General features: G+C 49.6%; 9 protein-coding genes. All 9 read left to right on the forward strand.

Annotated elements, in window-relative coordinates; genetic code table 11:
* The first annotated feature begins 4 nt into the window (after positions 1-4).
* Entirely contained in the window at positions 5-1,768 is a 1,764-nt protein-coding gene (locus tag ABEA66_RS32620) for a glycoside hydrolase family 35 protein (RefSeq protein ID WP_345594184.1), read from the forward strand.
* A 38-nt stretch (positions 1,769-1,806) separates the two neighbouring features.
* Positions 1,807-3,054: an alpha-L-fucosidase gene (locus ABEA66_RS32625; RefSeq protein ID WP_345594185.1), complete on the forward strand. Its 1,248-nt coding sequence runs from the start codon at positions 1,807-1,809 to the stop codon at positions 3,052-3,054.
* 244 nt (positions 3,055-3,298) lie between these two features.
* Complete coding sequence (locus ABEA66_RS32630; protein WP_345594187.1) at positions 3,299-4,123, forward strand: sugar phosphate isomerase/epimerase family protein; 825 nt, start codon at positions 3,299-3,301, stop codon at positions 4,121-4,123.
* A 139-nt stretch (positions 4,124-4,262) separates the two neighbouring features.
* Positions 4,263-6,491, forward strand: coding sequence for a helix-turn-helix domain-containing protein (locus ABEA66_RS32635; protein ID WP_345594189.1), 2,229 nt, complete (start codon positions 4,263-4,265; stop codon positions 6,489-6,491).
* 463 nt (positions 6,492-6,954) lie between these two features.
* Positions 6,955-7,896 (forward strand): ABC transporter permease, encoded by a 942-nt coding sequence (locus tag ABEA66_RS32640; protein WP_345594191.1) that lies wholly within the window; start codon positions 6,955-6,957, stop codon positions 7,894-7,896.
* Between the two features lie 28 nt (positions 7,897-7,924).
* Positions 7,925-8,800: a carbohydrate ABC transporter permease gene (locus ABEA66_RS32645; protein WP_079913129.1), complete on the forward strand. Its 876-nt coding sequence runs from the start codon at positions 7,925-7,927 to the stop codon at positions 8,798-8,800.
* Between the two features lie 50 nt (positions 8,801-8,850).
* The gene (locus ABEA66_RS32650; protein ID WP_345594193.1) at positions 8,851-10,413 is read left to right on the forward strand and encodes an extracellular solute-binding protein; all 1,563 of its coding nucleotides are present in this window, start codon (positions 8,851-8,853) and stop codon (positions 10,411-10,413) included.
* A gap of 281 nt (positions 10,414-10,694) precedes the next feature.
* Positions 10,695-12,395 carry an alpha-L-rhamnosidase-related protein gene (locus ABEA66_RS32655; protein ID WP_345594195.1) on the forward strand — a complete coding sequence of 567 codons (1,701 nt, stop codon included), beginning with the start codon at positions 10,695-10,697 and terminating at the stop codon, positions 12,393-12,395.
* 218 nt (positions 12,396-12,613) lie between these two features.
* Positions 12,614-13,375, forward strand: a complete 762-nt coding sequence (locus tag ABEA66_RS32660; protein WP_345594197.1) for a hypothetical protein — start codon at positions 12,614-12,616, stop codon at positions 13,373-13,375.
* The last annotated feature ends 105 nt before the right edge of the window (positions 13,376-13,480 follow it).

Genomic DNA, 13,480 nt, shown 5'->3' on the forward strand with positions numbered 1-13,480 from the left:
CGTAATGCCTATTTTGCAAGCAAAAAATCGTCAGTTTCTTTTGGATGGGGAACCGTTTCAAATCTTATCCGGAGCCATCCATTATTTTCGCGTCGTGCCGGAGTATTGGGAGGACCGTCTGCTCAAGCTTAAAGCGTGCGGATTCAATACGGTGGAAACCTACCTCCCCTGGAACCTGCATGAGCCGAAGGAAAATACCTTTTGCTTTGAAGGACTTGCCGATGTCGAGGGCTTTATTCGCCTCGCCGGTGATTTAGGGCTGCACGTCATTGTGAGGCCTAGCCCGTATATTTGTGCGGAATGGGAATTCGGCGGTCTGCCGGCTTGGCTCCTGCGCTATTCAGACATCAGGCTTAGATGTATGGATCGAACGTATTTGGAGAAGGTCGATCGTTATTATGATGAGCTGATCCCCCGCCTCGTCCCGCTGTTAAGTACGAACGGCGGACCGATTCTGGCGGTGCAGATCGAGAACGAATACGGCAGCTACGGCAATGATAAGGCATATCTGGCTTATTTGCGGGACGGGCTTATCCGGCGCGGAGTGGACGTGCTGCTGTTTACCTCCGATGGCCCGACGGATGGAATGCTGCAAGGCGGGACGCTGCCTGATGTATTAGCTACCGTCAATTTTGGTTCGAAGCCTGAGGAGGCATTTGAGAAATTCCGTGAATACCGGCCTGATGAGCCTTTGATGTGTATGGAATACTGGAACGGCTGGTTCGATCATTGGTTGAAGCCGCATCATACGAGAGAGGCAGACGACGTGGCGGATGTTTTCGAACGTATGCTTCAGGCAGGCGCTTCCGTCAATTTCTATATGTTCCACGGTGGAACTAATTTCGGCTTCTACAACGGGGCGAACTTCCAAGAGAAGTATGAAGCTACGGTTACCAGCTACGATTACGATTCGCCTTTGTCCGAATGCGGAGATGAGACGGAGAAGTTCCATGCTGTGCGCCGGGTCATTTCCAAATATCAGGGGGTTCCTTTGGAGAGCTTTCCTCCCATGCCTCAACCGACCATTAAAAAAAGCTATGGCCGCATAGCGTTAAATGAACAAGCCGATGTTCTGGCCCATTTGCCGCTGCTGTCTGAGCCTGTCCAGCGAACCTGTCCCGAGCCGATGGAGCTGCTCGGCCAAAGCTACGGATTCATCGTATACTCGACGCAAATCTCGGGACCGCGTACCGGTGAGCTGCTGCATCTGGATGAGGTTCACGACCGGGCGCAGGTGTTCCTGGATGGCGTGTACCAGGGCACCGTTGAACGCTGGAATCCCCAGCCGATCGAGCTGACGGTTTCCAAGCCGGGAGCCAGATTGGACATTATCGTTGAGAATATGGGCCGGGTGAACTACGGACCCAAGCTGAAGGATTATAAAGGAATCACTCATGGTGTTCGGCTGAACAACCAATTTCTGTTCGATTGGACGATATATCCGCTTCCCCTTGAGAGCTTGGCTTCTATACCGTTTGAGAAGACTGCAGAAGAAGCTGCCGAAAGGAAGGACCGGCCTGTTTTTTACAGAGGAGAGCTTGAGGTTGAGGAACGGGGAGATACGTTCATTCGTATGGAGGGCTGGACCAAGGGCGTCGTGTGGATCAACGGCTTTAATCTGGGCCGTTACTGGAATCAGGGACCGACGCGTACGTTATATGTGCCGGCTCCGCTGCTGCGCGCAGGCCGTAATGAGATTGTTGTTCTTGAGCTGCACCATACGGAGAAGACAACGATTGAACTGGTGGATACGCCTGATTTAGGGTGAGAAGCAAAAGATGATGTAGAGATGAGGGGATGTTGGCTATGACTACAAAACCAGTACCTACCGCCAGACAGCTTGCCTACCAGGATTGGGAATTCGGCTTATTCATTCATTTCGGCTTACGTACCTTCTATGAAGGCTATGTCGATTTTGATTCCAGGCCAATGGACCCAGCCGCTTTCCATCCTGTCGATCTGGATTGCGATCAGTGGATTCGTACGGCAAAGGAAGCGGGTATGCAGTATGCGGTATTAACGGCCAAGCATCACGACGGCTTCTCCAATTGGCCGACTTCTTACAGCTCCTTCACGGTTGCTGCTTCTCCTTGGAGAGGAGGCAAGGGGGATGTGATCCGGGAGTTCGTTGATGCGTGCCGCAAATATGATGTGAAGCCGGGGCTTTATTATTCCCCTTACGACGGCTCGGCCGACTTCTATACGCAGGATGCGCAAGCGTATGACGATTACTTTGTCAATCAAATCACAGAGCTTCTGACGAACTATGGTGATATCGATATTCTCTGGTTCGACGGCTGCGGCTCCGAAAATCATACGTATGATTGGCCGCGGATCATTGGCGAAATACGCCGGCTGCAGCCTAATATTTTGATATTCAATATGGGGGATCCCGATTTCCGATGGGTCGGTAACGAAGACGGCATAGCACCTGTTCCTTGCTGGAACGCGGTCAGTTCAACGTCCGTTTCGATTTTGACGGAGGATAAAGAGGAGCTGCCCGATACCCTCTGGCTTCCGGCAGAGTGTGACGTTCAGATGCGTGCCAGTTGGTTCTACAGCGACAGCGATGAACCTACCATGAAGAGCTTGGATGAGCTCATGGGGCTGTATTATTATTCGGTTGGCCGCGGAACTAACTTACTGCTGAACATTGGGCCCGATCGGGAAGGGAAGCTGCCCGCTAAGGATACGGAGCGGCTTCTCGAGTTCGGGGCGGAAGTCCGCAGGCGCTTCGGGAACCCGCTGGCCACGATTGCCCAATGCTCAAAGGACGGTCAGACTTGGGTCTACGAGCCCACAGAGGCTCATTTGCTGGACCATATTGTGATCCAGGAGGATCTGACCGGGGGCGAATGCATCCACCGCTTCAAGATATCGGTCGTGACCGCCAAATCTCATCGGGTCGTCAGTCTCTACGAAGGCCAGAACATCGGGCATAAGGCCATAATTCGCCTTCCCGCGGTTAAGGCTTCCCGTGTGATAGTGGAAATACTCGAGTGTGATGGAGAGCCGAGCCTGCGGGAGCTTGCTTTCTTTTACACCGGAGGGTAGAAAGGGAATGAATAGCTCACCCTTTCATCGCTGCTGAGCAGTGGTGGAGGGGTGATTTTTTTTGCTTTTTTCCCCTTTTGACTAAAAAACATGTGCGACCCATTGGATATCGCAAAAGGATTTGAAGCATTTCAGCCTAATTCTTTAATAATTACAAATAATATTTAGTTATTCTATAGAATTTGTCATAGCCCAACTTTATAATGTGGACAGATCATTACGCCTATTAAAGGAGAGGTTTTCTGTGATTACGTTAACCGGATTCGCGGATGAGATATCATCTGATTTAGAGGAACAGCTGGACGTGCTTGAATCGGAAGGTATTTATCATCTTGAGCTTCGCAGCGTATGGGGAAAAAACGTGTTGAAGCTTTCGAACGAGGAAACGGTGAAGGTGAAAGAACGGCTGGATCAGCGGGGATTTCGTGTTTCCTCGATCGGTTCACCGATAGGCAAAATAAAAATAACCGATGCTTTTGAACCTCATTTGGAAGAGGCCAAACACGCCATTCAGCTTGCCAAGTTCTTTGCTGCAAGGTATGTCCGTATTTTTTCCTTTTATATTCCGGACGGAAACCCGGCTGACTATCGAGCAAAAGTATTAGGGCGCATGGAACGGCTGACCCGTTTGGCGGAGAGCGAAGGGGTAATCCTGCTGCACGAGAATGAAAGCCATATATACGGTGACACGGGTGAGCGGTGCTTGGATATATTGCAAGCCAATGCTTCCGCACACTTGCGTGCCGCTTTTGACCCGGCAAACTTCGTACAATGCAAGGTGGAACCTATAACGCAAGCTTATCCGCTGCTGAGCGAATATATTGCCTATATCCATATTAAGGACGCATTGATGGAGAACGGTAAGGTAGTACCTGCCGGAGAGGGCGACGGACAGCTGCGTCAGCTTATCCATAAGCTGAATGAGCGTGGATATTCAGGATTTTTGTCTTTGGAGCCGCATTTGAAAGCGGAAGGGAAATGGCAGGGCTTTGATAAGCCGGAGTTATTCGTTGTTGCAGCCAAAGCCTTAAAGCAGCTGTTAGCCGAACACAATATAACCTGGTCATAGAGTTTGCCCTTCTTAATAAAAGCAGCCCCTACGGCCCTCCTGACGGAGAGCATAGGGCTGCTTCCAGATCTTTTATCTGAAATCGCATTCAACAGGGGGAAAATGATAAATACCGAGAGATCATAGGAGGCTGTCTGAAATGAGGATGAGCTGGTACTACCGTATGATGTTATCCTATACGCCGATTTTTTTCTTAGTCATCTCTTCCGTCATTTTTATCTTCTTTACCACCTTGAATCATGCCTCGGAGAACCGGTACATCGAGACGAACAAGGCGATCGTCGAACAGATGATGCAGAATTTGGAGGCTGATTTGAAGCTTATTGAGCGAAATGCGGTAAGCGCTTTAATTACCGACCGAAAGATAGAACAATTTTTTTTCGAGCAGCAAATGGCCATCTATGATTATTATGTCATCCAGCAGAATCTGATCGCTTTGAAGTCTACTTTTCCGTTCCCCAGCTCCATTTATCTGTATGATGAGGCAAATAAACGCATTCTTTCCGATTCCAACATTTACGATTTAGACACTTTTGCCGACCGGTCGTTTTTGGTAGATGCTTCACGGCAATCAACCAGATCAGGCTGGACCGAGCCGCGGGACTATACCTTATCGACAATCGATAACAACAAACAGAAGGTCGTTTCGATCGTGAAAACTTACTCCTACTCCACCCTCCAAAAAGGAACCATAGTCATTAATATTTACGTCAGCTCGCTCATGGAATTTCTGAATAAGTACAGCCAGGAGTATCGGGGAACGATTCATATTCTGGATACCGACGGTCAACAGTTCCAGACGCCGGCGGCGGAGCATTCAATATCATCCCGTCTGCGGGTGGCCTCGGATTATACGGGATGGACCTATTACACCGACACCATCAATGCATCAGGCTATTCTGCGCTATCCTTATTATCCAACGTGTGGATCATCACGATCCTTGTCATCATTGTACTGGCGCTTATCTGGTTTACTTTCATCACTCACATCCACTACAGGCCAATTCAAAATCTGGTCGACAAGATCAATGCAATAACGGTCAGAAAAAGCGGCACACGGGGTGTCAAAACGCATCTCAACGAATTCAAGATCATCGAATCGGCTATCGACAGTCTGCTTGCCAAAGCGATCGATTACAATACTCTGCAAGAGGCCGAGGCACTGCATCGCAAGCGGATCCTGCTGCAAGAATTGACCGTCGGCCATCGGAAGCTAAGCGATTTAAAATGGAAGGAAGACGCCGTTTCACTAGGACTGCCGGCGGATTACGATAGGATCTGTGTCGTCGCCGTCGAAATTGACCGGTACAGCGTTTTTACGGAATCCTATAAGCCGGGTGACCAGCATCTTCTGAAATACATCCTGGAGAGCGCCTTTATCGAGTTAGCTAATGACCGCGGTGTACAGCAGTGCTGCGTTTGGACGGAACCGCAGCAGGCCTCATTTATATTGTTTCTGAAGGAGCCTCACAGCCCTTATCCAGAGACGATTTATCGTATGTGTGAGGAATACCGCGGCTGGATTCATGCAAATCTGCAATTAACCGTATCCGTTGGTATCGGCACCGTGTCGAACGGAATGGAGGCCATCGCACAGTCATACCGCCATGCGTGCATCAACGTATCCTACAAGGCCGTATTTGGGACCAACTCCGTTATCGACAACCGGCTGGCCGAATCTAAACCGGATAACGACTCCTATGCTCTATTCAGCACCATGCCGGAAATGGTTCATCTGCTCCGGAAGGGTGACAATCAATGGCGAAATAAGCTGTCCCAAATCATGGGAGAACTGCAAAGCAGAAGGCTGGGCAGAGCGGAATTAGCCTCTTTCACGACTAGTCTGGCCCAGTATATTGAGAAAGAACTGACCTCCATGCCGGTTGAATTGACAGCAGCCTGGCATGAGTCCTATAGCGACCGTTTTGAAGCTCTTGCAGAAAAAACGGAAACATTGGGAGAGCTGCATCGGGACCTGGAAGTCGTCATGAGCGATCTGGCGATGGACATAGGGAAGATGCTTGAGACTTCCAGCAGCAAATCAATTGCTATGCGCATGAAAGCATATATCGATGCAAACTATACCGATTCGGAGCTGTCCTTAGTGGGAGTCAGCGAGGAATTCGATATGCCTGTCAGTAACGCTAGTCTGCTTTTCAAGAAGGAGATCGGCGAGAAGTTTATTGATTATGTATTAAAGGTTCGACTCGAGCATGCGCGCGGCATGCTGGTTGAAACGGATGATCCGATTCAGTCCATTGCGGAAAAAGTCGGGTATTCCCATGTACTTTCCTTTCATCGTGCCTTCAAGAAAGTGTTCGGGTTTCCGCCTGGCGAGTACCGGGCGATCTATCGAACGCATCGATAGAGGATCTAGTCCTCCGCCTGTAAAGCTCCGTACAGGAGCTTCAGGTTGTTGAGACCTGGTTTTGCGTGAACTATGCCACATAAGGAGGTGGGGTATGCCTCGGAGGAGTTTACGTCCGCCTTTGAAACCCGTGAAGATACCGCTAAATCTAATAACCCTTCACGGGTTTCAACAGCGGCTGGAGGGGTATACCCCACTGGGAGTATATTGGCAATAGTTCAAGCTTAACAGGGTTTTTCAACAGTCCCAAGCTCCGAACAGGAGCTTTTCTTTTTATCCTCAAAAAGAAGTTAAGTCTCAAAAAAAGGTAAAGCAGCCTAAAACCCTTTCCACAAAACGGAAGCTAAGCCTCAAATTATTGTATATGTTCAACATGACCGTCCGGATGATACAGTATGACCTGTGAGACCAGCCCAACCATGCATGGGGTGTTTGGCAAATTATTTGAATAGAGGGGAGACTTATGGCGATAACAACAAAGCCGAGGATCCGGGAAGCATCACGTTGGCAGATAAAAGCCCTTGTCCGCGACTGGCAGCTTTACATCCTGCTCGTGCTCCCAATGCTGTATTTTCTAATATTTAAGTATGTCCCTATGCTCGGCGTTATCATTGCGTTTAAGGACTATAACATCTTCAAGGGAATTCTGGGGAGCTCTTGGGTGGGCCTTGAAACCTTCCGGGAAGTATTCAAGATGCAAGGGTTCTATCTCGCATTGCGGAATACGTTCACACTGAATCTGCTTGATCTGCTCGTCAGCTTTCCGATTCCTATCCTGTTAGCCATTCTTCTCAACGAGCTGCGTATTCAATGGTTCAAGAAGGGGGCGCAGATGGTCCTTTACCTGCCGCATTTTATTTCATGGGTCATCATTGGCGGCATGGCGGTTCAGCTGCTCGCTACAAATACCGGTATCGTGAACAGTGTATTGAAATCCTTGAACCTGGAAGCGATCCCCTTCCTGACGGAGCCGGTGTATTGGGTCTTTACCTATCTTGGAATCGGCATCTGGCAAAGCGCGGGATGGGGGACCATCATCTACCTGGCCGCCCTGACGGGCATCAATAAGGAGTTGTACGAGGCTGCAGATGTTGACGGAGCCAGCCGCATTCAGAAAATTTGGCACATTACGCTGCCCGGGATCAAGCCTACCATCATCATCCTGCTCATTATCAATATCGGCCACATGGCAAGCATAGGCTTTGACCGGCCGTTCGTGCTCAGCAATCCGCTCGTGACAGATGTCTCCGAGGTTATTAGTACTTACGTGTATAAGATCGGTATCCAATCGGCTCGCTATACCATCGCTACGGCAATCGGATTATTCCAGGCGGTCGTCGGCCTGATCTTCCTATTGACTGCCGATTATGTATCCCGCAAGGTCAATGACCAAGGCATCTGGTGAGGAGGAACGTTTCATGAACAGCCAAGGTATGGCAACAAAAACTGCAGATAGCGGCGCTAAGCTGTTGGACGGGATCATCATTGGATTGATTGGAATTGCCAGTGTGCTCTGTCTGATCCCCATGCTTCACATCCTGGCCCTTTCCCTAAGCGGGAACAGCGCCATCTTGGCCGGTAAGATCACGATTATCCCGATGGAGATCAATCTGACGGCTTACAAATCCGTGTTTGGCAATGCGCAAATGATTCGTTCCCTTTTATTCACGATTCTTCTGGTGGCGCTATTTACGGTAATCTCCATGGTCATGACCATTATGGCCGCCTATCCGCTGACCAAAAAACATCTGAAAGGGCGCAACTTCTTCTTATTTGTGATCGTTGTAACGATGTTCTTCAGCGGCGGAATGATTCCGGAGTATCTCCTTATCAAAAATCTGAATCTGCTGGATTCCATCTGGGCGTTGATTCTGCCGGGCGCCATTAATGCCTTTTACTTACTCATCATTAAAACATTTTTTTCTTCGATACCGGCGGAGCTTGAGGAATCCGCGCGAATGGACGGTGCGAGCCAATTCCGTATTTTGCTTAGCGTCATCCTTCCTTTGTCTCTGCCTGTACTGGCGACTTTAAGTCTCTTCTATGCAGTGGGCCGCTGGAACGGATTTATGGACGCACTCCTTTACATCACGAATTCCAACCTTTATCCGCTGCAGCTGCGATTGTACGAGATGGTCATGAACAGCCAGATCAGCGATATGGCAGAGGGACTTAGCACGACACCTCCCGTACCTGAAAGCCTCAAAGCGGCGTCCATTATGTTCGCTACTCTCCCGATTCTGTTGGTATACCCCTGGCTGCAGCGTTACTTTGTTTCCGGCATGATGATCGGCGCCGTCAAGGGATAACGTGTTCTCAAGACTTATGAAAGATATTTTACCAAAAAGGAGTAGGTCAAATGAAAGTAATGACAAGCAGATGGTCAAAAAGCCTGGTCGCCGTCGTTTCCACAACGACCCTTTTGGCAGGCTGCGGAGATAACAATTCCGGTAGCAGTACGGAGAAAAAGCAAGCGCCAATAACACTGCGCATCGAGCTGTTCGATCGGAATAATACGCCAGCGGGCGCGCCGCCTATTACGAACAATTTTATGACGAAGTATATTCAGGAGAATTTCGGTGACCCGAACAACATTAAGGTCCAATTCGAAACGGTGCCCCGTACCCAAGAAGTTGAGAAGCTGAATGTTCTCATGGCGGCCGGTCAAGCCCCTGATCTCGTATACACCTATGATACTCCTACCGTTCAGAAATATGTGAAGGATGGGGGATTGACCGATCTTGGGCCGCTTGTCGAAAAATATGGCCAAAACCTGAAAAAGGTGTTAGGCAGCGACGTATTGAGCTATGGGGTGTTTGAAGGCAAGCAGTACGCTATTCCGGCACGCCGGATGCTGCTCCCGCAGAGTACGACGCTAATACGGCAGGACTGGCTGGAAGAAGTGGGCCTGCCAGTACCTAAGACAACGGAAGAGTTCTACAATACCTTGAAAGCGTTTAAAGAGAAAAAGCCCGGTAAATCCGGCGATAAAGTCATCCCGTACTCCAATATTGATCCCTTTCATATGAAGCCTATTCAATATTCGTTCTGGGAGTGGGACAAAATATCCGACTCGGACCTGTTTGCAATGCCGGAATGGCTTCTTCCAGGCAACAAGGAAGGCCATCGCTTTCTGAATAAGCTGTACAACGAAGGGCTCATCGACCGGGATTTCCCGCTCACGATGAACAAGGATTTTCAGAAATTTCAGAAGGATCTGATCAGCGGTGTAGCCGGCGCCGGTACGGCAAATACGAACGAACCGGTCTATCAGGGATATTTGGCAGAAATTTCCAAGGCGGATCCTAAGGCGAAGCTTATTCCGATTGATCCGTTCACCACGCCAAAAGGCAAGCATCCGAAAGCCTTATATTCGCCGAACGGCATGTATATGTTCGTGCCTAGTACGAGTAAAAATGCAGAAGCTGTCGTGAAATATTTGGACTGGATGGCGCAGCCGAAAAATATCATCGCGCTCCAGAACGGAACCGAAGGAAAAACCTACGAAATGAAGGACGGTATTCCACAGACGCTGGACAACGAGGAAGCCAAGCAGACGCTGTATAACTATCCGGATTACAACATTATTCTCAACGGCAAGTTTGTAAGTACTACGGATGAGAATCTGAATATTGCCGCGAATGCGTCCGACCCCAAATATAAGGATTTTACCATTTCAAGCATCAAGCTGGGCAGTACAGACGGAGTCATCAAGCCTAACGTGAACACGCCGATTCAATCGGAAATCAAGTATGCCGCGACCCTTAAAGCGAAGAACGATGAAATCTTCGTTAAAGTCATTACGGCAAAGCCAGCCGACTTCGATAAGGTTTATGATGCCGAGGTGAACGATTATATGAAAATCGGCGGCCAAGAGGTTATGGATGAGAAGCGTAAGGCATTTGAAGCCAATAAGAAATAACCAGGCGGCATAAGCTGGCTCGCGAAAAAGCGGAAAACAATCAGCCTCTTCACTGGACGGGAGGCTGATTTTTCTATTCCGGTAGGTCTGTTCATATTCAAGTCCGATAGGTGAGAGCTTATCAGCAGCCATTCTTCCCAGGAAATGATTGATTAATGCTAAGGGTCCGAGTAATGTAAAGATGGACAGCAAAGTTACTAACAGCCAAACTGATGATTGGCGGTAAAGTTTCGATATCGTTTCGTTCCTGCATAACCCTAAGGAAGAAAGGAAGCGCAGCTATGATACCTTCTTGGAAAAATGTAAAGCTGAACAAGGAGCCTCGAACCCGGTATTACATAGATCCGGTTCGGATCGTCTGGAAATCGGAGGAGTCGATTCTTGAGCGTCCGGAGCTGCTTCTAGCCGGTCGAGACGGTCAATCCGTGTTGAGCTCACCTATGGATAAGGCTTGCATTATGCATCATGCCGGTACAGCGCCTGGATTTTTGCTGGATTTCGGAACAGAGCTGCATGGAGGAGTGCAAATCTGCATAGCAGGAGGCAGCAACAAAGACCGGAGAACGGCGAGGCTGCGTGTCCGGTTCGGAGAATCGGCCATGGAAGCGATGAGCGAACTCGGCGGAAGCACGAATGCTACGAATAACCATGCCGTGAGAGACGGTGTGTTCGAGGTCAGCTATATGGGGGCGGAAGAGGTCGGGAATACCGGATTCCGCTTCGTCCGGATCGATTTTTCGGACGAAGGTCATTTCGTGCAGCTGCTTAGCGTTCGTGCTGTGGCAGTGATGCATGACGTGGAGTATAAGGGCAGCTTCCGCTGCAGCGACGAACTGCTGAACCGGATTTGGGACACTGGGGCATACACTGTGCATCTCAATATGCAGGATTATTTGTGGGATGGGATCAAGAGGGACCGGCTTGTATGGACAGGCGATATGCACCCGGAGACCTCAACCCTTCAGACCGTGTTTGGATATCATGATGTGGTTCCGCGGAGTCTGGATTTCATTCGGGATGAGAGTCCGCTTCCGGGTTGGATGACAACGTTTCCCACTTATTCCATCTGGTGGATTCTGGTCCACCATGACTGGTTCATGCATAACGGCGACCTGGATTATCTGCTGAAGCAAAAGCTTTACATGACAGGACTGCTTCGTCAGCTTGGGGCTTGCGTTCGAGATGACGGTACTGTAGACATCCCAAATCCATTCCTGGACTGGCCGTCCTCTACAAATCCCGAAGGAGTCAGAGCGGGAGCCCATGCCTTGTTTATATGGTGTATGGAAGCAGGGGCGAAGCTTTGCAAATTTATGGCTGATGAAGAAACATCCGAGTTTTGCCGCCGGACCGAGGCCAAGCTTCGGGAGGTAACGCCGGATCATAATAATAGCAAGCAGGCGGCTTCCTTGTTGGCGCTTGTCGGACTGCTCGATCCGCTAAAGGCCAACGAAGAGGTCATCGCACCGGATTCGCCCAAGGGCTATTCGACTTTCTACGGCTATTATATTCTTAAGGCACGCGGGGAAGCAGGAGATATCCAGGGCAGCCTGGAAAGTATTAAGGCTTACTGGGGCGGCATGCTGTCGCTTGGAGCAACTACGTTCTGGGAAGATTTCGACATCAGCTGGCTGGACAATGCGGCACGAATCGATGAGTTGACGCCGGATGGCAAGATCGACGTGCACGGTACGTATGGAGGCTACTGCTATCAGGGCTACCGGCATAGTCTATGCCATGGCTGGGCTTCCGGTCCGACGGCATGGCTGAGCGAATATGTGCTGGGCGTTCGTGTAGCAGAGCCGGGATGCCGTACGATTCGCGTTATTCCGCAGCTGGGAGATCTGGAGTGGGCGGAGGGTACCTTTCCGACACCTCATGGCATCGTCAGGTTGAAGCATAGTAAAAAAGCGGATGGTACGATACACTCAGAGATTGAAGCACCAGAGGGTGTAACCGTACTGGAGGGTATCATAGATTAGCTTATAGTTAGAAGCACTTGAAAGCTGCCGAAGCCTGTCGGCGGCCTTCAAGTGTTTTTGGCATGTAGGCGTTTTTTTCAGCAAATATAAAGGGAATTCTCAGTGCTTGTTAAGTGGAAGCTCAGGGGAGATTCAGGAAAGAAGCCTATACTTGGTCTTGTAAGCAGCAAGAACATACAACATTCTTAAAACAAAACTAACGTAGAGGTGGAATAACCATGAAAAACATTAGCAAAAAAGTAATCACAGGTACAATCGCAGCTTCCTTCTTACTCGGCGGCTTAGGCTATCTCGGCGTCTCCCAGAATCAGGCTTTTGCTGAAACGACAGGCGGCTCGACAGATATCACCGCAACTACACAGCAGAAGGGACCGGGACATGGGTTCCGCGGCAACAATATCGTGAAGGAAGCCGCGGCGGTTCTCGGCGCTGATGAGAGCTCGATTCAAGAGTCGGTGAAAGCAGGCAAAACATTAGCGGAGATTGCAGCTGCAGCCGGTACATCTGAGGATACATTCCTGGACAAGCTCGTAAAATCCGAGAAAACGGCAATTGCCGCACAAGTTACAGCTGGAACCCTCACCCAGGAGCAAGCGGATAAGATCGTAACCGGCCTGTCCGACCGTTTGAAGCAGCAAATTGAGAACACCAGACCGCAAGGTCAAGGCGGCAAAGGCCCGAATGGCCCTGGCGGACGCGGTGATATGCATATGGGTCTGATGGGCAATTCCGAATTGCTGACGAATATTCTCGGCCTTACCCAAGATGAACTCCGCACGGAGCTTGATGCCGGCAAATCCATAGCCGAGATAGCAGCAGCCAAAGGCATTAGCGAAAACGATCTGATCAGCAAAATTAAGGATGGCTTGACAGATTCCTTGAAGCAGTTTGTCGAGTCCAAGCATACTAAACCGTTTGACATTCCTGCCAAGGATGCTCAGAGCGGCAAGGTTGATTCTAACGAGACTACAACGAATTAATCGAGATTTAAGGGAGAGGAGAGAGAGTGGCTCGCCATTGCGGGCTGCGCTCTCTTTTTTTGTATTAGGCTATGTTTGACCCATGTTGTTGATATTTGACAAATA

Source organism: Paenibacillus vulneris (genome assembly GCF_039543185.1).
GTDB lineage: Bacteria > Bacillota > Bacilli > Paenibacillales > NBRC-103111 > Paenibacillus_S > Paenibacillus_S vulneris.

Bases quoted from the DNA above. Each gene is read 5' to 3' on its own strand.
- ABEA66_RS32620 (WP_345594184.1), top strand. From the start codon at position 5: ATGCCTATTTTGCAAGCAAAAAATCGTCAGTTTCTTTTGGATGGGGAA.
- ABEA66_RS32625 (WP_345594185.1), top strand. From the start codon at position 1,807: ATGACTACAAAACCAGTACCTACCGCCAGACAGCTTGCCTACCAGGAT.
- ABEA66_RS32635 (WP_345594189.1), top strand. From the start codon at position 4,263: ATGAGGATGAGCTGGTACTACCGTATGATGTTATCCTATACGCCGATT.
- ABEA66_RS32640 (WP_345594191.1), top strand. From the start codon at position 6,955: ATGGCGATAACAACAAAGCCGAGGATCCGGGAAGCATCACGTTGGCAG.
- ABEA66_RS32645 (WP_079913129.1), top strand. From the start codon at position 7,925: ATGGCAACAAAAACTGCAGATAGCGGCGCTAAGCTGTTGGACGGGATC.
- ABEA66_RS32650 (WP_345594193.1), top strand. From the start codon at position 8,851: ATGAAAGTAATGACAAGCAGATGGTCAAAAAGCCTGGTCGCCGTCGTT.
- ABEA66_RS32655 (WP_345594195.1), top strand. From the start codon at position 10,695: ATGATACCTTCTTGGAAAAATGTAAAGCTGAACAAGGAGCCTCGAACC.
- ABEA66_RS32660 (WP_345594197.1), top strand. From the start codon at position 12,614: ATGAAAAACATTAGCAAAAAAGTAATCACAGGTACAATCGCAGCTTCC.